This window comes from uncultured Planococcus sp., assembly GCF_947501725.1.
GTDB lineage: Bacteria > Bacillota > Bacilli > Bacillales_A > Planococcaceae > Planococcus > Planococcus donghaensis_C.
This window is the reverse complement of sequence record NZ_CANMXD010000007.1, coordinates 35,263-52,890: the sequence shown is the minus strand read 5'-3', so window position 1 is coordinate 52,890 and position 17,628 is coordinate 35,263. Positions and strand designations below refer to the sequence as shown.

Annotated in this window: 19 protein-coding genes; 16 read left to right on the top strand and 3 right to left on the bottom strand. The window is 41.3% G+C overall.

All coding sequences use genetic code 11. The features are described from left to right. Nucleotides 1-2 precede the first annotated feature (2 nt). Nucleotides 3-1,433 carry an ArdC-like ssDNA-binding domain-containing protein gene (locus tag Q0785_RS11615; protein WP_149456971.1) on the top strand — a complete coding sequence of 477 codons (1,431 nt, stop codon included), beginning with the start codon at nt 3-5 and terminating at the stop codon, nt 1,431-1,433. 219 nt (nt 1,434-1,652) lie between these two features. Here the strand turns inward: Q0785_RS11615 and Q0785_RS11610 are convergent, their stop codons facing one another. Next, nucleotides 1,653-2,408, bottom strand: coding sequence for a C40 family peptidase (locus Q0785_RS11610; RefSeq protein ID WP_298829893.1), 756 nt, complete (start codon nt 2,406-2,408; stop codon nt 1,653-1,655). Between the two features lie 924 nt (nt 2,409-3,332). Here Q0785_RS11610 and Q0785_RS11605 point away from each other — a divergent pair. The 15 genes from Q0785_RS11605 to resA (Q0785_RS11535) all read left to right on the top strand — a co-directional run bounded on the left by Q0785_RS11605 (nt 3,333) and on the right by resA (Q0785_RS11535) (nt 14,790). Then, the gene (locus Q0785_RS11605; RefSeq protein ID WP_298829891.1) at nt 3,333-3,668 is read left to right on the top strand and encodes a hypothetical protein; all 336 of its coding nucleotides are present in this window, start codon (nt 3,333-3,335) and stop codon (nt 3,666-3,668) included. A 326-nt stretch (nt 3,669-3,994) separates the two neighbouring features. Then, nucleotides 3,995-4,729 (top strand): sulfite exporter TauE/SafE family protein, encoded by a 735-nt coding sequence (locus Q0785_RS11600; protein ID WP_298829890.1) that lies wholly within the window; start codon nt 3,995-3,997, stop codon nt 4,727-4,729. A 73-nt stretch (nt 4,730-4,802) separates the two neighbouring features. Continuing rightward, nucleotides 4,803-5,615, top strand: coding sequence for a prolipoprotein diacylglyceryl transferase (gene lgt, locus Q0785_RS11595; RefSeq protein ID WP_298829888.1), 813 nt, complete (start codon nt 4,803-4,805; stop codon nt 5,613-5,615). 18 nt (nt 5,616-5,633) lie between these two features. Continuing rightward, complete coding sequence (locus Q0785_RS11590) at nt 5,634-6,527, top strand: cytochrome c oxidase assembly protein (RefSeq protein ID WP_149456967.1); 894 nt, start codon at nt 5,634-5,636, stop codon at nt 6,525-6,527. A gap of 4 nt (nt 6,528-6,531) precedes the next feature. Continuing rightward, complete coding sequence (locus Q0785_RS11585; RefSeq protein WP_262499814.1) at nt 6,532-6,657, top strand: hypothetical protein; 126 nt, start codon at nt 6,532-6,534, stop codon at nt 6,655-6,657. Then, entirely contained in the window at nt 6,654-8,060 is a 1,407-nt protein-coding gene (locus Q0785_RS11580) for an ATP-binding protein (RefSeq protein ID WP_149456966.1), read from the top strand. The genes Q0785_RS11585 and Q0785_RS11580 overlap by 4 nt, the downstream gene beginning before the upstream one ends. After that, nucleotides 8,057-8,254 carry a hypothetical protein gene (locus tag Q0785_RS11575; RefSeq protein ID WP_149456965.1) on the top strand — a complete coding sequence of 66 codons (198 nt, stop codon included), beginning with the start codon at nt 8,057-8,059 and terminating at the stop codon, nt 8,252-8,254. Before Q0785_RS11580 ends, Q0785_RS11575 begins: the two co-directional genes overlap by 4 nt. A gap of 4 nt (nt 8,255-8,258) precedes the next feature. Beyond that, a complete protein-coding gene (locus Q0785_RS11570) occupies nt 8,259-9,305 on the top strand; it encodes a F510_1955 family glycosylhydrolase (protein ID WP_298829886.1) in 1,047 nt (348 codons plus the stop codon). A gap of 134 nt (nt 9,306-9,439) precedes the next feature. Next, the gene (resA, locus tag Q0785_RS11565; protein WP_298829885.1) at nt 9,440-10,006 is read left to right on the top strand and encodes a thiol-disulfide oxidoreductase ResA; all 567 of its coding nucleotides are present in this window, start codon (nt 9,440-9,442) and stop codon (nt 10,004-10,006) included. 27 nt (nt 10,007-10,033) lie between these two features. Then, entirely contained in the window at nt 10,034-11,935 is a 1,902-nt protein-coding gene (locus Q0785_RS11560) for a copper resistance protein CopC (RefSeq protein WP_298829884.1), read from the top strand. A 58-nt stretch (nt 11,936-11,993) separates the two neighbouring features. Next, nucleotides 11,994-12,704 carry a cytochrome c biogenesis protein CcdA gene (locus Q0785_RS11555; protein WP_149456961.1) on the top strand — a complete coding sequence of 237 codons (711 nt, stop codon included), beginning with the start codon at nt 11,994-11,996 and terminating at the stop codon, nt 12,702-12,704. 127 nt (nt 12,705-12,831) lie between these two features. Next, a complete protein-coding gene (locus tag Q0785_RS11550; protein ID WP_149456960.1) occupies nt 12,832-13,524 on the top strand; it encodes a response regulator transcription factor in 693 nt (230 codons plus the stop codon). A gap of 66 nt (nt 13,525-13,590) precedes the next feature. Continuing rightward, entirely contained in the window at nt 13,591-13,833 is a 243-nt protein-coding gene (locus Q0785_RS11545; protein ID WP_149456959.1) for an SHOCT domain-containing protein, read from the top strand. A 79-nt stretch (nt 13,834-13,912) separates the two neighbouring features. Then, nucleotides 13,913-14,176: a hypothetical protein gene (locus Q0785_RS11540; RefSeq protein ID WP_149456958.1), complete on the top strand. Its 264-nt coding sequence runs from the start codon at nt 13,913-13,915 to the stop codon at nt 14,174-14,176. A gap of 71 nt (nt 14,177-14,247) precedes the next feature. Then, entirely contained in the window at nt 14,248-14,790 is a 543-nt protein-coding gene (resA, locus tag Q0785_RS11535) for a thiol-disulfide oxidoreductase ResA (protein ID WP_298829870.1), read from the top strand. Nucleotides 14,791-15,135: 345 nt separating this feature from the next. On the opposite strand, the gene Q0785_RS11530 is transcribed toward resA (Q0785_RS11535), so the two are convergent. Together Q0785_RS11530 and lpdA are read right to left on the bottom strand one after the other, a co-directional pair. Continuing rightward, nucleotides 15,136-15,798 (bottom strand): class I SAM-dependent methyltransferase, encoded by a 663-nt coding sequence (locus Q0785_RS11530; RefSeq protein WP_298829868.1) that lies wholly within the window; start codon nt 15,796-15,798, stop codon nt 15,136-15,138. A 184-nt stretch (nt 15,799-15,982) separates the two neighbouring features. Continuing rightward, nucleotides 15,983-17,401, bottom strand: coding sequence for a dihydrolipoyl dehydrogenase (gene lpdA / locus Q0785_RS11525; RefSeq protein WP_298829866.1), 1,419 nt, complete (start codon nt 17,399-17,401; stop codon nt 15,983-15,985). Nucleotides 17,402-17,628 lie beyond the last annotated feature (227 nt).

Here is a 17,628-nt window from a genome sequence, read left to right as displayed (position 1 = left end):
GAATGGCGTTCAAAGGCAAAAAGAAAACCCCGGAAGAGAAGATGAAGGAAATCGAAGAATTGACTGCTGGCATGGATCAGCAGATTGAATCATATTTCGTTTCTGAAAAAGCGATGAGGGAGCACCTGGCCTTCATGGCCAACTTCCACAACTACTCGCAGCGCAATATGGTATTAATCGATAAGCAATTCATGGGAGCCCAAGCTGTGGGCTCCTTTAATTTTTGGAAGAGCAAAGGGGCAGCTGTGCAAAAAGGGGAGAAGGGTATCAAGATCCTCGTCCCCACGCCGGTCCAGTTTTTCAAGAAGAACGGAATTGATGTGCCAGTCTCTTCTGCCAGCAAGCAAGAACGTGATTTGATCGATAAGAAGCAGCTGGAGACATCCAAAAAAACGTTCTTTAAAATTGGCCATGTCTTTGAATACACGCAGACCAATGCCCGGGAATTGAATCTGTCGGTCTCAGAGATATTCGGAAAATACCACCGGGACGGAAGCCTTGAAAGCAGCAAAGAAATGATGGTTGCACTGGATAAAGTTGCTACAAAATTAGATTTTACTATTGTTGACGAGGCACCATTCGAACTCGGGACAGCCAAAGGAGCAGCCGCTCCGAACGAAAAGATTATTGCTTTGAATCCGCGCAATACGGAATTCGAGAATGTTTCGGTGTTAATCCACGAACTGGCACACGCGAAAATGCACACGCCGGAGAGAGCCAAAGAGTTATCGACGAACGAAAAGGAATTCCAGGCCGAAATGGTTTCGTATGTGGTAGCCAATCGCTACGGCATCGATACAGAAGACTTCACGCTTTCCTACCTGGCCAACTGGACGAAGGGTAGCGAATTGAAGGACAAGGAGCGGCTGCTGAAGGAAGTCCAAAGCACAGCCAGCGAGTTTATCGACGAAATCGACTCGCATTTTGAGCAAGTAAAAGAGAAGGAGCTACTACAAAGCAAGGCGGATGATATCGCCTACAATCTCACGGACCAAGCACTGAAGGTCCACGCGTCTCATTCTGGACAGGAATTGAATCATAAAGATCCCGCTATGTTTATCCATGGCATCAGCAGTGAGTTTCAGCCTTTTGGGGAAGTGAATAACTTAGACTTCGATCAATACAGGCAAGAGCGAACAGCCTATACCGTGGCCATTCCACAAGACACCGGCCTTACGCTCGTCATCAGTTCTCAATATGAAAAGGGGGAATACATTCACCCGCTCCACCAATTGGATAAGGAGCAGCTGGTGGACAAGCAGACGTACACCACATTAGAAAACGGGTATCATGATGTCCTGCTGAAACAAGACGAGGGCTACATCCAATCGTTCGCCGCTCGGTTAAGGACGGAAATCTATCAAGAAAAGGGTCCTGCAGCCGATAAGAAAAAACAGAATCCCAAAACAAACACAGTCGAAATCGAAAGGTGAGATCAATCACACAAGAAAGCAGTTGTCGGATCCACCAGTAGGATAAGTGATCAATCAAACTGAAATATAAAAACTTAACGAGAAGAAACTTTTTTGAACCCATACAGAAAAACACCTCCAGTTTGTCGTTAGTAACTACATACGACGTTGGGGGTGTTTTTCCTTGTCTCATTTTATTGGGTTACTCTAGTTTCCGGTGGTGGCCTTTTGAAATTATTATTAAAAGCTTCTGAAGCTGTGGAATTTAGGTCCCCAGTACGAATTGTTCAAGCTGACAACTTCAGCTTTCGATCCGCCAGAGTGAACGAACTGGTTGTTGCCGATGTAAATTCCGGCATGCGAAATTCCTGGACGGTACGTGTTCGCAAAGAAGACCAAGTCTCCCGGCTGTGGAGATGATACTTGTTTTGTTTCTGAGAATATAGAAAGGGTTGTGCGTGAAATTGATTGGCCAGCTTTATTGTATACGTATTGGAGAAAACCACTGCAGTCGAATCCAGCTGGTGTTGTACCGCCCCACTTGTATGGTGTTCCTTGAAGGGATAATCCAATAGAAACGACTTTAGAGTCGATTGATGAAGAACTAGAAACTGTTTTAACTGATGAATACTTAGAAACTAAAGAACTCAGTACCCATCCGGTATTTGTGCTGGTTTTAATTTTAAACCAAGTTTTGCCGTTTACTGTTTTCTTGTGAGTAGCAGTAGTAATAGCGCCTTTTTTAGCGACGGTGACAACTTTATATTGGGTACCCGCATCTTGGCGGACATTAGTAGCATAGTTGAATTTGTATGTTCCAGACATTGCAACTGCTTTGCTTATTGAAACTTGCTCGACGTTTTGACTGTTTGTAGTTTCATATGCAACCGCTGTATTAGCCTTTGATGTAGAGTTAATCATCGCTTCGGCATCCATAGCTGAGTTAGATAAGATTAATGAACCTGCAGTTAAAATTGAAAAGACTAGTTTTTTCATTGTTTTCCCCTAACGTTTTTTATTATCCAAAGATAAGGATTCAATGTTTCTTACTCTGTAACTTACTATAGGGGGAGAAAGTAAGGAATACAACGTTAGTTAGATTGCAGTAATATTACAATTGTATTACAATAGTATTTTTTTGCTAAAAAAGCTGATGTGCCAACGTTTCTAATTTATTAAAAATAACAAAAAAATGTTTAGAATCAAATAAAAGAGAAATTTCAACTTAAAACGTAAATTTTTTTTTACAAATTTATAAAATTAATTACAATATTTTCTTTTATTAAATTTAATTATATCAATTATTTGATTTAATATAGGAGAAATAGTCTTGTTTTTTTCTTATGAATTATTCAACTACCGCAAAAAACTTAATTATATTTTATTTCCTTTTGTAGAAAAATTTTAAATAAGACTTTATGTATCAAGCTGATTTGGAAAACTCTAAAAAATCTAATTAAAGTTTGTTATAGATTAAATAATTAATAGAACGAAAGTTTGTTCAAACTATAATATTTCTATGACATTTTTTTTTTGAAAAAACTACAATTAATAAATATTGAAAGAAAAAATATTATTTTGATATTTAAAAACAAAATATATTTTGTATAGCAAATTTTTAATGATGCATCTCCTTTTTTCATAATGTTTAACTGTAAAGAAGTTAATATAGAAAAAGAGCTACGGCAGTATGGTACTGACCTATTAATTTGAAATAAAAACAACTTTTATTGAAAAATAGGTATGGAAAATTCGAAGAAAACTGTATTTACCTAAATATTAATAGGAGTTAGAAGAAAAATGCTCCTCATGAAAAAACTTCTTTCAGTCCCGGTCATAGCAAACCGATTCTTCCTGGAAGTAGAATGGACCGAATACTTAAAAGCACTGATATAACTCATTCCTCACAAGCATTTCGGGATGCCTGGCAGCATTCAAAAGCATACGTTAGTCTACACGATTGTATTGGCTATGATTCTCACTATCTTTTTTGACCTGAGCCGAATCGCCTCGGTGGGCGCAATTCTATACCTGTTTATGGACATGATTATCCATTGGGGTGTATTCAAGCATTCGCGAGGGAAAGTAGGGGCGAACCCTTTCGTCGTCTTGACCGCCTTCACCTTAGATGGCATTGTACTCGCGGCATTTGTTTGGGTAAAGGTGAACTCTGACTTGTTCGTTGTCGCCGTATCGGTTGTGTTTATCATTGCAATTTTTGCGGTGGAACGTTTCTTTATAAAACGTGCAGCCTAAAGTTTTTGCGAAAGATATGTGAAGATCAGTTATGGCATCGCCATTTAACTTCCGCTCTCATCTGCTAAAATAGAATTGACTTCAAGCAAAAGATTTATTCTTTATAAACCACAAAAGACCTTTTATCAGATATATAACTGACAAAAGGTCTTTTGTATTGATTTTTTACCTTTTTTAAAATATTTTCCATACATTCCTTAGGTTCAATGGGTAGCCTATATCAGAAACTCGTCTGAAGTTAGAAGTAAGGTTTTAACTTCATACTTTCTACAAACTTTTCCCTTAATATGAAGAAGTCAAAAATGCGATTAAGTTGGTGAGTTCTGTTGTATGAATTTATTAGTCAGATGAGCAATACCATGATGCAGCCTTTTATCACTCTTTCAAATAGTTTTATGAGTACCCCTCTTCTCTTTGCTTTTTTGCTCGGGATCGTAGGAGCCATGGCTCCTTGTCAGTTCACGGGAAATATTGGTGCCATTACCCTGTATGGGAATAAGTCGCTTCAAAAAGAAACAGCCTGGGCTGAAGTTATCTTTTTTGCACTAGGAAAGATCACTGTGTTTACCGGGCTGGGACTGCTGGTATGGATGTTAGGGAATGAATTTGAGTCCCGGCTCACACTGTACTTCCCCTGGTTCAGAAAAGTAGTGGGGCCATTATTTATCGTTGTTGGTATTTTTATGCTGGGAATTTTTAAGCTGAAAGGGACTTTAACATTCCTGGAAGTGCCAAAGAAGTTTTTTAAAAAGGGGGAAATGGGATCCTTTTTCCTCGGTGTCAGCTTTTCGTTTGGGTTTTGTCCGACGATGTTTGTCCTATTCTTTGTGACATTAATGCCTGTTGTTCTTTCCACTTCCTACGGGGTGGTGTTGCCTAGCTTGTTCGCCATCGGAACTTCCGTGCCGTTGTTCATTGCCATTTTTCTGATTTGGTATTTCGGAGCTGGTGGAGCTGTGATGAAAAAGGGTAGAAAACTCGGATGGTATATGCAAAAAGGGTCCGGAGTAATTTTAATTATGTTAGGTGTACTGGACACCATTACTTACTGGAGTATCTGAGTCTTATAGAATTTTGTTAAATCTAAAGAAAAAAGTAAGTAGGATGATTTAACGGATTAGAAAGGGGTAGCATATGCATCAGATTTTAGCGACAATAGACCCCATTGCGTTTTCACTGGGACCAATCGATGTTCGCTGGTACGGCGTCATTATCGCCACAGGAATTATCATTGCTTTTTTGGTCGGGCAGCGAGAGATGGTCAAAAGAGGGCTCCATCCTGATTTTTTGACAGACCTGCTGATTTGGGCAGTGCCATTGGCAATCATTGGAGCGCGTATTTATTACGTGGCGTTTGAGTGGGAGCAGTACAAAGACAATCCGGCAGACATTATAGCTATTTGGAATGGCGGAATCGCCATTCATGGAGCATTGATCGCTTCTGTCATCGTCGCTTATGTCTTTACCAAAAAGCGCAATACGTCATTTCTCAAAGTGGCGGATATTTTGGCCCCGAGCATTTTAATCGGCCAGGCAATTGGACGCTGGGGTAATTTCATTAATCAGGAGGCGCATGGCGGAGAAGTGTCCCGTGCGTTTCTGGAAAGCTTGTTCCTTCCCGATTGGATCGTTAACCAGATGTACATAGACGGCGCTTATTATCATCCGACGTTTTTGTATGAATCACTGTGGAGCTTGGCGGGCATTGTTATTTTGTTGCTGCTTCGAAAAGTCAATTTAGTTCGCGGGGAGCTGTTCTTTTTCTATATTATTTGGTATTCCTTTGGTCGATTTTTCATTGAAGCCATGCGGACAGACAGCCTGTATGTAATCGGCGAACTCCGGGCAGCGCAGCTGGTTTCCGTGATGGCGATTATACTAGCGTTCGGATTACTTATTTATAGACGTGTCGTACTTAAAAAACCAGCACATTATGAGGACAAGTAGAAAGAAGTGAGAAAGACAGTGAAAGTAATTGGGATATTGTTTAGCGTTCTACTAGTGTTGTTTTTGAATCCGGCAGAAAGCGGCTTGGCGCATAATGGCGTTGATGAAGCAACCGAAGCAGCTAATTTGTTTTCACACTGGAACCTTTGGATGGCGGTGGTTTTGGTCATCATCTTAGGGGTCTATGTTTATCAATTCAAAACGGAAGAAGATTTTTTCAAGAATTTCGGTTTTTTCTTTTCGGCTTTAGTGGTGCTGTATGTAACACTAGGAAGCCCGTTGCATGTACTTGGTGATCATTATTTATTCAGCGCTCATATGCTGGAGCAATCGTTAATATACACCCTTTTGCCGCCCTTATTGTTGCTGGGTCTTCCGAAACGATTTGTTGAACCTATAATCCGAATCGGTTTGCGGACTAAAATATTAAGTTTCTTGAAACGTCCGCTGTTTCCATTGCTTTTGTTTAATGTATTGTTTTCATTTTATCATCTTCCCCTCATATTTAACTTAGTTGTAGGAAATAGTATGCTGCATAATTTAATGCATTTTATTCTAACGGTGACAGCTTTCTTTATGTGGATTCCGCTTATCCCTATGGTAAAAGAATTGGATAAGTTGTCCGAAATCCATAAAATCGGATACATTTTTGCGGCAGGAATGCTGCTGACACCGGCCTGCGCCCTTATCATTTTTTCAGACCAATCGTTTTATACGGTATACTCAGATGCTCCACAGCTGTTTGCTTCTCTTCCGCCGCTGGAAGATCAGAGAACCGGTGGTATTGTCATGAAAGTTGTCCAGGAGATTGTATACAGTACAGTGATCGGTTATATTTTCTTTAAATGGGCACGGAAAGAAAAAGTGGATGAAATTGATGCATTGCCGAGTAAATTTACTGTTGGGGAGTGAATCAATGAGAAAAATTAAAGAAGCATTAGCGAAAGAAGGAGTCAACGATCATCTGAGAGAACCTATTCAGATTAAGCGTGCTGGGGCAGAGAAGGTTCGCGTATTTCAGCGTTTGGATGAAGAACTATGAAAGGGAACAGCATTGTAGTTAAATTAGGTTCCAGCATATTGCTGCTCGTGTTGGTAATTTTATTGCCGCTTGGTTTTGTAGTGAACCAAATTTTCTCCGGCTTTTATTTTAGCAAGGTACAAGAAGAAGTAGAAGAAGCATCGGACCGCTATGCAAATTCAATCGACTCACTTGATGAACAGCAGCTGGAATTGTTCGAGTTGCTTGCCTCAGTAACAGAACAAGAAATTATTATTGTTGATGAACAAGGAATAGTCGTTGCGAATTCAGGTATTCCAAGTTTGCCGGTAGGAGAAGGTATCCGTTCTGAAGACCTTGCTGTGATGGCAAATAATGCTGATATTCGAAGTGAATATTATGATGATATTAACAATAGACGTTATCTTCAAGTTGGAAAGCCTATTTACTCGGACGATGAGCAGCTAATCGGTGGAATTTTTGTTTTGTCTTCTGTCGAAGACTTGTATCAGTCGCTGGAGTTAGTTAAAAGAGCAATAATCCTAGCGGGAATAGGGGCAGTTTTCTTGGCGGTCGGTTTTACCTTCATTTTATCGCGTAAATTATCCAGTCCTCTTCTAGAAATGGAGCAAGCAACTCGGAAAATAGCTGCAGGCGATTTGAATACAAGAGTCTCGCGCAGTTCAATGGATGAAATTGGTACGCTGGCCGCAGCTATAAATGATCTGGCGATCGAACTTCATCGATATCGTTCCAATCGACGGGAATTTTTAGCCAATATATCGCATGAGTTGCAAACGCCAATTACGTATTTGGAAGGTTATACAAGCGCATTAAGGAATCACCTTTATGAAACAGAAGAAGAAAAAGAACAGTATCTGCAGATCATCCAACTGGAAGCTGTAAGGATGTCGAATCTGGTCTCAGATTTATTTGAGCTATCAAAAATGGAAGATGGAAAGATAGCGTTGGTCTTCGAAGAAGTGGATTTGGTGGAAGTGATAGAAAATGCGCTTCTCAAGACGAAAATGAACGCACAAGCGAAAGGGCTTCAATTGGAGTTTAACCAACCATATGACTTCCCGAGTATAAATGCTGATGGATTAAGAATGGAACAAATCATCAGCAATTTACTTGAAAATGCCATCCGCTATACTGAAAGTGGTTTCGTAAAAGTTAAACTTTTCAGTGACATCACTACTGTAAAAGTACTCGTTGAAGACACGGGCATTGGAATTCCACAAGAAGATATCCCGTTTTTGTTTGAACGTTTTTATCGGGTAGAAAAATCAAGGTCGAGGGAGTTCGGAGGAACAGGACTTGGATTGGCGATTGTCAAACAGCTGGTCGAATTGCAGGGAGGAGCCATTACAGTGGAAAGCCAGATTGAAAAGGGCACATGTTTTGAACTTGCTTTCCCAATCATAAGGAGGGAATCTCCATGAGAAGGATTGAGGTTTTTTTAGCCATTTTGTTGGTTGTTATTGGAATACTCTGCTTAACGATGTCTGGAACATTAATGCTGGAAACCGGATTGACGGTTTTCTTAACAACATTTGTCCAAGTATGTTTATGGATGGGCATTCCGCTGATATTGACAGGAGTAATTTATTGGCAGTATACAAAAAAGAGGAGGTAACAAAATGAAGAATTTTACATTTGCGCTCCTGATAGCGCTATTGGCGGGTAGTATCGCGGCATGCTCAAGTGAAGAAGAAGCTATGGATAATGCAGCAATTGAAGAAGTGGCTGAAGACCAGTCCGCGAATGAGGAAACAAACGAAGAAGAAACTGGTGAAGAAGGCGAAGCAGGGACGACAACTGCCGAAGAAAACACACCAGAAGTGAGCGATATTGAAATGATGCACGTACACGGGCTTGGTTTCTCAGGAGACGGAGCCAGATTATATGTCCCTTCCCATGATGGATTGAAAGTGTTCGAAAATGGCGTCTGGAGCGAAGCAGCAGCTGAGCCGCATGATTACATGGGCTTTGTCATGGTTGATGATGGATTTTACAGCAGTGGTCATCCAGGTCCAGGTTCTTCACTGAAAAATCCATTTGGTGTGGTTAAAACAACTGATATGGGGCAAAACTTGGAAATGTTGGATCTGTATCAGGAAGTGGATTTTCATGGAATGGCAGTCGGATATAATTCACATGCCATTTATGTGATCAATCCGCAGACAAATTCAAGAATGGATGACATTGGTTTATATTATTCCACAGACGAAACAGAGACTTGGACGAAAAGTGAGATGACGGGTTTGCAAGGCCCGATATTTTCAATAGCCGTTCACCCGACAGATGAAGCAACTGTTGCTCTAGGGACAAGCGAAGGAGTCTTTCTGTCAAACGATTTTGGACAGACCTTTGATCCAGTATCAGACTCTCCCACTACAGCAGTCACTTTCTCTCCAGCAGGTAACTTGGTTGCAGGAAGTGTTTCTGGGGAAGTGACTTTAACAATATTCGATAGCGAAACAAATGAGCCGCAACTCATTTCAATCCCTGAATTGAGTGAAGAAAACACAATCGGCTATATCGCGGGCAATCCGCAGGACGAAAACCAAATCACATTTACAACGGTTGAAAAAGATATGTACATGACCAAAGATTTTGGCGGGAACTGGAGCCAGATAGCTGAAAAAGGGACAGGCATTAACTTAGAAGCAGGTACAAAACAGTAGTTTTCTTAGCTACTGTGAAGTAGCAAATTTCAAGGTTGATCAAAATCCGCAGGAAATGGTAACCGCAAACAGGTTACCATTTTTTTCTGGAACTGTTCCAGTGTATTAACTTCAAACTTTAGGAGTGTCAGGATTTGAGTGATAAAAAACGATCCATTATAAAAACAAGTCTCTTAGTCGGGTTTGCCGCCGTTATAATCTACGTGCTTTTCACCAATCTCTCAGACATCAAAAAGAATGGAGAAGCCCTTTCCGTTGGAGATGTAGCTCCTGACTTTCAACTTACTACGCTTGAAGGAGAAACTGTAAAGTTGAGCGATTATAGAGGAAAAGGTGTATTTTTGAATTTTTGGGCCACTTATTGTCCCCCCTGTAAAAAGGAAATGCCATTCATGCAAAATCAGTATGAACTGTTTAAAGAAAAAGGGGTTACAATTTTAGCGATAGATGTGGCAGAGCCACAACCAGTAGTCGAAAAGTTTGCGGTGAAATACGGATTGACTTTTCCTATCTTGCTTGATCTGAACCAAGAAACGATGAATTTGTATGATGTAGCGGCAATTCCCGTCAGCTTTCTGATAGACGAAAACGGAAAAGTGGTAGACCGAATCACTGCCGGTTTAACGGAATCCCAAATAGCTGATTATATGAAACAGATAATGCCGGAATCTGAAATTGATAAAACGTCTATTACGCACTAATTTCAAAGCTGTAAGGAGGTGATTATTATGAAGTTTGTCCATAAATTTTTTGCTTTATTCGTCACTTTGCTTTTGATGCACGCTGTTTTTCCGGAAATCCATGGTCTTGCTCATTCTACTTTGGAAGAAACCAATCCATCAGAAGGAGAAAGGCTAACTGAAAGTCCTTCAACGCTCGAATTTTGGTTTCAGGACCCTGTTGTTCTGCACGCTGAATCTATTCAGTTAAAGAGTCAATCTGGAACTAGAATTGAATTAGAGGATACACGAGTTGATCCTGACGATAAGACGCATATTATCAGTAACTTGAATGATGAATTACCGCCCGGCAGTTACGTGGCCATGATAAGTGTCATCGCTTTGGATGGCGACATAATGGAAGAGAATCTGAATTTCCAAGTAGTTAAAAAAGAAAAAACACAGCAACAGACGGATTTTGAAATTATTCAAAATTATCCCGAAGATGGAGAAATTACAGATGGTTCTCCCCGAAAAATGAATCTTTGGTTCAATCAGCCTGCTGACATAACCGCTATTGGGGTTTTTGATGACAGGCAACAATCGATCAGTATCAAGGAACCTGTTATGAATCCTGATGATCCAAATCATGTAATTATTGAGTTCAATGAAGAACTGCCGAAAGGATCCTACCAAGTTACCTGGTACGCCCGGCCCGCTGCCTCAGAAGATATTAGCCTACCAGATACCATAGGCGTGTTTTATTTTGCTGTCGATGAATTTACTGCGATTCAACAGCCAAGTGAAGGAGAGCCAGTCGGATCTGCCTGGTTTGCCAGTATAGGATTAAAACAAACGGGATACTGGTTGTTTTTCATCGGCATGATGGCTTTATTTGGCTTAGCGTTTTTTCATACGGTCATACATAAAGAAGCCGCTTCGCTGAAACGGAATCCACTTTCTTTTTTCCTGCTGTTTTTTGTATTCACTGGCGTGGTTCTCGTTCTTGTGGCTCAAAAAAGCGAACTTGAAAGCCTGTCATTCATTCAGTTTCTTTCGCTGAAATTTGTTTGGATTCCGTTGTTGCAGATTGGTTTATTGCTGCTTGGCGTCTTCTTAACAAAAGTGAGACTGCTGTTTTTTGCAGCTGCGCTGTTGCTGATTCCCTTTATAACCGGGCATGCGGCATATCCTCGATATGGCGGCTACTTTTCAATGTTTATGAATGCGCTGCATCTAATGGCGTCTTCCATTTGGATTGGCGGTTTACTGGGATTACTGACGTTTCCCAAGAAAGAGGAGATGAAAAAATTTTTACGAAGCACGCTGCCGGCTTTTTCGAATTGGGCATTCGTCAGTTTATCGGTCATTATTGTAACCGGGTTATATATGACAATGAAATATGTCCCTTCTTATACAATTGAGAGCTTTTGGAAAAGTGAATGGGGGAAAACAATTGTTTTAAAAATGGCGTTAACCCTCGCTGTTTTGGTGATTGGATTTTTCCAAAGAAGATTAATCAAAAAATTGACTGAGAAGGCTGTGTCTAAAGTGGCAAAACGGGTGCGGGTCGAGATAATTTATGCGGCTTTGTTTTTACTGTTTGCATCTGTTTTGGTTGTTTCAACACCCGGTTCAGCTGAACAAGGCGTTTACCCTGCCATCATAGAAAAAGAGGACGTTGAATTGGATGTCCGTTTCTCTCCTTTGAAGTTGGGGTTAAACGTTTTAACCATGGATTTCGAAGGTGAACCGATTGAGGAAGTGGAAGTAACGTTATCCATGCCGCCGAATTACCAGGTGAACTATAAAGCATTCCAAGTTGAAGAAGGTGTGTTTAAACTTACGGGAAACCTTCTTCATGCTGCTGGCACAATGAATATGACGGTGACGGCGGAAAAATCGAACGGAGAAGAAGTGGAATTTGCTTTTCGAGTCGTTATACCGGGGGAAATGCGGTTTAATGAGTAGCGGTTCTAAATGTGCATAAAAAAATCCAAAAAACTAATTTAGAAAGGGCGGGATGGGAATGGAAGATGTAAATTTATTATTAGCTTTCGCTGCTGGGGTGTTATCTTTTGTATCCCCCTGCTGCCTGCCGCTATATCCAGCATTTTTGTCGTATATAACCGGAATGTCTGTGGATGAATTACAGAATGGCAAAGGGATACTGAGAAAACGGGCATTGCTGCATACCACGTTCTTTCTGCTTGGATTTTCCCTCATTTTTATTGCTCTTGGATTCTCCACCTCCTTGTTCGGCAACTTATTCAGCTATTATGGAGATCTGATCCGGCAGATCGGGGCAATCTTAATCGTCTTGCTGGGTCTGGTCATACTGGGAGTGTTTAAACCCCAATTCCTGATGCAGGAAAAAAGAATGACGTTTAAAGACCGGCCAAGCGGCTATCTGGGTTCAAGTGTCATTGGCATTGCCTTCGCCGCCGGATGGACACCATGTACCGGCCCTATTTTAGCAGGTGTTATTGCGCTGGGAGTTTCAAATCCGAACCAGGCGTTGGTTTATATGATTGCCTATATCCTCGGTTTCTCAATTCCTTTTTTCTTTATGTCATTTTTTATCGGAAGGATGAAGTGGGTAAAGACATATAGCGGACTTATTATGAAGGTAGGCGGAGTTACTATGATCATCATGGGGGTATTCCTCTATTTTGATTGGATGACTAAGATAATTTCATTTTTGTCTAACAATTTCTTTAACGGTTTTACGGGATTATGAGCAACTGAGTCACAGAATTTTCGGCTGCCTTCAGTGAAATGAAAAGAACGGAAATCGGAAAACTTCACAGTAACTACAAACTTGAAGGCTATAGTTAGGTTAAGCAATCAAAAAGTGAGGGCTTAAAATGAAAAACAAAATTTTAGTGGTCGATGATGAATGGAATATGAGAAACCTTGTGAAAATTTATTTATCAAAAGAGCACTATCAGGTAGACGAAGCCCGAGGGGGGCATGAAGCCATACAGATGGCCAGGCAAAACTCTTACGATTTACTGGTATTGGATATCATGTTGCCGGATATTGATGGATGGGAAGTTTGCTCTGCCATACGTCAGACTACACAAGTGCCGATTCTAATGCTGACCGCTCGAAATGACGTTCAGGACCGCGTTCGGGGCTTAAATATTGGAGCTGATGATTATCTGGTTAAACCATTTGCCCCCGAAGAATTGGTGGCCCGTGTCAATGCGCTACTTCGCCGGGAAAAGGTTAAAAAAGAGGGGGCTCAAGGCGTTTTGGTAACTTTTGAAGATTTGCTTATCGATAGTGAAAGCAGAGAAGTAAAGGTGAAGAGCGTTTCCGTCGAGTTGACGCCGAAAGAGTTCGACATTCTTTATATGGCCGCAAGCCAGCCCAAAAGAGTTTTCACCCGGGACATTTTATTGGATACCATTTGGGAGCCGGAAGACTTTCGCGACTTGCGAACGATTGATACCCATGTAAAAAACGTACGGGAAAAGCTTCGGAAAGCCGGATTATCTTACAACCCCATCAAAACAGTGTGGGGTGTCGGATATAAATTTAATACGCAGGATTGAACTGAGTGGAATTTTTGAAAACAAGTTGATTGAGAATATATTCCATGATAATTGGAGGTTATAAAAATGATGTCGATGATGGGTGGAGGCATGATTCTGACTATGATTTTTTGGGTTATTGCAGTGGGTTTAATTATCTATGGAATCGTATTATTTACTATGAAACTGGCTACAAAGAAAGGAGATTCTGAAGAAGTTGAAAATCGGGAAGATTCTTCAATGGAAATCCTCCGGGAAAGATTTGCGCGCGGAGAAATAGATGAACAAGATTTTGAAGAAAGAAAAGCGTTTTTACAAAATAAACAATAAGACTTTCGCATCTTCACAAATTCAACAAACTTAGTGTCTATACTTTAATTGTACAGTCATAAAAGAAGGAGAGGAAGAAATGCAAATGAAAAAAACGCCTTTTATCTTGTCGTTTGCTTTGTCGACCCTGCTAGTAGTAGGAACAACCGCATTTGCCAGTGGATCAGATAGCGGTAGCGCTGGTAAAATGATGAATGCTAATGAAAACGGAATGACGAACATGATGGAGAATGGCAATATGTCGAATATGATGAATGCAATGAATTCGCCTAAAGGACAGGAAATGATGGATACCTGTGCAAGTTTTATGGGAGCCGCTGGTGATGCAAAAGAAGCTGAATAATATCACTCTCGAATAAGGTCTCTAGATGAGACCTTATTTTATTCTTTAAAAAATTAAGGAGCTAAGATAAGATGGCCACGAAAAAGAAGAACCGACTATTGATGAGGACAACCATTTTGCTGGTCATGATGGGGGCTGTTGCGTTTACCATCTACAATGGTGTAACGAAGGAAAAAAGTGAATTGCTGCAGATTGGAGATACGGCACCCGATTTTGCGCTGACAGATTTGAATGGGGAACGTCATCAGCTATCTGATTACAAAGGACAAGGGGTGTTTGTGAACTTTTGGGGGACCTGGTGCAAACCGTGTGAAAAAGAATTTCCTTTAATGGAAAAGCAGTATCAAGTATACAAAGACCAAGGTGTGGAGATACTGGCCGTCAACATCGCCCAGTCAGATTATGAAGTGGAACAATATGCTGAACGGAAAAGTTTAACTTTCCCGATTGTCATCGACAAAGATAAAAGTGTTATGGAAACTTACAACATCCGGCCACTGCCGACGACCGTCCTGGTCAATCCGAATGGGGAAATCGAGAAAATCATTACAGGTGAAATGTCCGAGGAGGATATTCGAAGTTACATGGAACTGATTAAGCCAGCAGAGTTTTAAAAGATATTATGATGCCGATGGATGGTCTATCATCACACAGCATCTAAGGGATAAACTCATTTTTTACTAATTTCGATTGAAAACATCTTGTTGTAAAATTTAGAATCACGTATTTAAAAGTTTACATATGACCGCTTATCAGAAGTTGCTTAAATACAAAGAGAGAGAGGCTGATTTAAAACAGCCTCTCTCTCTTCGTAGCTGTAAAAGCGTACTTTTACGAACTCTTTCCTAATAACCTTTTTAAGTTTTGCTCCTCATGATTACAAAGTGAATTTAATGAAAATAGATAGATAGAAAATGCAAGTACGTAAGGTAAAAGAAAATAGCTGAATATCGAGAAATTTATGGCTTAAAAGCTTTGTATGCCCGTAACGTTCCAACCACGGTTGAAAATTGTCCCGTCTCTTCAATTGCAGCAAATCCGGTTTCTTTCAAGAGATTCGGAATAATGCCTTTGACATGGGGTGAAGTGGTTTCAAACCCGTCTAGGAATTGGACGGGGAAGAAGGCAACACGCATCAAGCCATTTTGCGGTTTATCGAAATCCAGAAGATGAAATTGGCCGCCTAATTTGAGTGTCCGATGAACTTCTTCAAATGTTTTCCTCTTCTTCTCTAGCGTCAAATGATGAATAAATAAACTGGTAAAGACACGATGAAATAAATGATTGGCAAAAGGAAGCCGATCGGAAAATCCTTCCTCAAATCGGATGTGATGGACCTGATCTTCTTTTACCTTCTTTTTGGCGACGGCTAATATTTCGGGATCAGCGTCGACTCCAACCACATGCACTCCGGGTTGTGAACGTTGAAGAAAAAGAGCAAGCGTCCCTGTGCCACAAGCCAGATCCATTACCACTTCCCCAGGTTGAAGGACTGCTTGATGGACCAGATGCATTTTCAACTTCTTTTCCTGCATCCCCCATTGAATTAACGGATCATAGAACCGGGTCATCCAATGGTATTTGAGTGCCGGTATATACGCTCCTTTTTTGTCTGCCTTCATGAAGATCGCATCCTTTCAATATAAGTAGATTTTCATCATAAGGAACTCTTGTGTGGGAACAGCGAGTAAATTGATCATCTAGTCTGTTAATCATCGCCCCGGCAGGTCACAAATACACGAATGTAAAAAATCCGGCCTGCGCTTATGAATGTGCAGGCCGTCCTTGATGTGTGTTCGCTATAAATTATTTTTTATTCAACATATGAATTGGGTGTCCCATGATTCCTTCCGCAGCTTCCATCAATGGCTCCGGCAACGTAGGATGGGCGTGAATCGTCAGGCTGAGGTCTTCGGCAGTCGCTCCGGTCTCAATGGCAAACACAGCCTCGGCAATAAGAGACGATACTTCCGGTCCGACCATCTGGACGCCCAACACTCTTTTCGTCTCTTTTTCAGCCACAATCTGTACAAAGCCATCGGCATCGGAAATGGATAAGGCGCGGCCGTTCGCCTGGAACGGAAAACGACTGGAAACTGTTTCATAGCCCTGTTCTTTTGCCGCTTTTTCGGTCAACCCGGTATACGCAACTTCCGGATCGCTGAAGATAACAAACGGCATCGCTTGGAAATCAATCACACTTTTTTGTCCGCTTGCTACCTCTGCAGCAATCTTACCTTCATAACTCGCTTTGTGGGCCAAAAGGTCACCGCCTGCACAATCGCCGATTGCGTACACATGGTCAATCGTGGTTCGACATTGGTTATTTATCTTGATAAACCCACGTTGATCAAGTTCCACACCAATATTTTCTAAGCCAATTTTTCCGGTGTTCGGTTTTCTTCCAATAGAAACCAGACAGTAATCGCCATTAATGACTTCATCCTTGCCATCCACTTGAACCCGGACATTGACTTCTTCACCTGTATTTTCACCGCCTTGGACCATGGCATTGGTGATGACGGTGATTCCCAAGTCTTTTAAGTGACGTTTTACTACATTTGTCAGTGCAGAGTCCGTTCCCGGAAGAATGGTATCCGTTCCTTCCAGGATGGTCACTTTGGCTCCGAATTTGGCATACGCTGTTCCGAGTTCCAATCCGATATACCCGCCGCCGACCACCACGAGATGTTTCGGCACTTCCTGGAGTGTCAAGGCTTCTGTTGACGAGAGAATCCGTTCTTGATCGAACGGCAGGCTTTTCAGTTCGGTCGGCAGGGAACCGATTGCCAGAATCAGATCTTTGTAGGTATAGAGCTGTTCTTCGTCTGCAGTTTTGACTTTTACCTGATGGGATTCCGTCAGATAAGCTTCCCCGCTAATGACTTCCACGCCATTGCCTTTCAGCAAGGTCTGGACGCCACTCGTGAGTTTATTTACAATTCCATCCTTCCATTTCACAACTTCCGGCATGTCTACCACTACTTCACCCGAAACCTTGATGCCCATGGAGCCGGCATGCTGGATGTGTTTCACCCGCTCCGAAGCACTGATAAGCGCTTTGGAAGGGATACACCCGCGGTTCAGGCAAACTCCACCTAATTCGGCCTTATCCACCAATACCACTTTTCTCCCTAACTGTGCCGCACGTATGGCCGCTACATAGCCGCCTGATCCAGCACCGATTACCAATAAGTCCAGATCCTTTTTTGTTTCATCCGTCATTTCTGTTTCCTCCTTCGGCATTTGGTCATTGAATAAAATGATGATTCTGCTTATTTTTATTTCAAAAGAGACGAACCGGCACTAACAAGGGGCGCTTCGTGCCAGGGGTGCCTCTTCTAAAATCCATACCCTTTATCTTGAGGATTAAATAAGATTGTGCTGCAGACTGGATGAGTAGCAGTATGTATTTCTGAAAAGAGCTTTCCAGACAAATGGAAAGCTCTTTT

Bases quoted from the DNA above. Each gene is read 5' to 3' on its own strand.
- Q0785_RS11615 (WP_149456971.1), top strand. From the start codon at position 3: ATGGCGTTCAAAGGCAAAAAGAAAACCCCGGAAGAGAAGATGAAGGAA.
- Q0785_RS11610 (WP_298829893.1), bottom strand. From the start codon at position 2,408: ATGAAAAAACTAGTCTTTTCAATTTTAACTGCAGGTTCATTAATCTTA.
- Q0785_RS11605 (WP_298829891.1), top strand. From the start codon at position 3,333: ATGCCTGGCAGCATTCAAAAGCATACGTTAGTCTACACGATTGTATTG.
- lgt (WP_298829888.1), top strand. From the start codon at position 4,803: ATGCATCAGATTTTAGCGACAATAGACCCCATTGCGTTTTCACTGGGA.
- Q0785_RS11585 (WP_262499814.1), top strand. From the start codon at position 6,532: ATGAGAAAAATTAAAGAAGCATTAGCGAAAGAAGGAGTCAACGATCAT.
- Q0785_RS11580 (WP_149456966.1), top strand. From the start codon at position 6,654: ATGAAAGGGAACAGCATTGTAGTTAAATTAGGTTCCAGCATATTGCTG.
- Q0785_RS11575 (WP_149456965.1), top strand. From the start codon at position 8,057: ATGAGAAGGATTGAGGTTTTTTTAGCCATTTTGTTGGTTGTTATTGGA.
- Q0785_RS11570 (WP_298829886.1), top strand. From the start codon at position 8,259: ATGAAGAATTTTACATTTGCGCTCCTGATAGCGCTATTGGCGGGTAGT.
- Q0785_RS11560 (WP_298829884.1), top strand. From the start codon at position 10,034: ATGAAGTTTGTCCATAAATTTTTTGCTTTATTCGTCACTTTGCTTTTG.
- Q0785_RS11555 (WP_149456961.1), top strand. From the start codon at position 11,994: ATGGAAGATGTAAATTTATTATTAGCTTTCGCTGCTGGGGTGTTATCT.
- Q0785_RS11550 (WP_149456960.1), top strand. From the start codon at position 12,832: ATGAAAAACAAAATTTTAGTGGTCGATGATGAATGGAATATGAGAAAC.
- Q0785_RS11545 (WP_149456959.1), top strand. From the start codon at position 13,591: ATGATGTCGATGATGGGTGGAGGCATGATTCTGACTATGATTTTTTGG.
- Q0785_RS11540 (WP_149456958.1), top strand. From the start codon at position 13,913: ATGCAAATGAAAAAAACGCCTTTTATCTTGTCGTTTGCTTTGTCGACC.
- resA (WP_298829870.1), top strand. From the start codon at position 14,248: ATGGCCACGAAAAAGAAGAACCGACTATTGATGAGGACAACCATTTTG.
- Q0785_RS11530 (WP_298829868.1), bottom strand. From the start codon at position 15,798: ATGAAGGCAGACAAAAAAGGAGCGTATATACCGGCACTCAAATACCAT.
- lpdA (WP_298829866.1), bottom strand. From the start codon at position 17,401: ATGACGGATGAAACAAAAAAGGATCTGGACTTATTGGTAATCGGTGCT.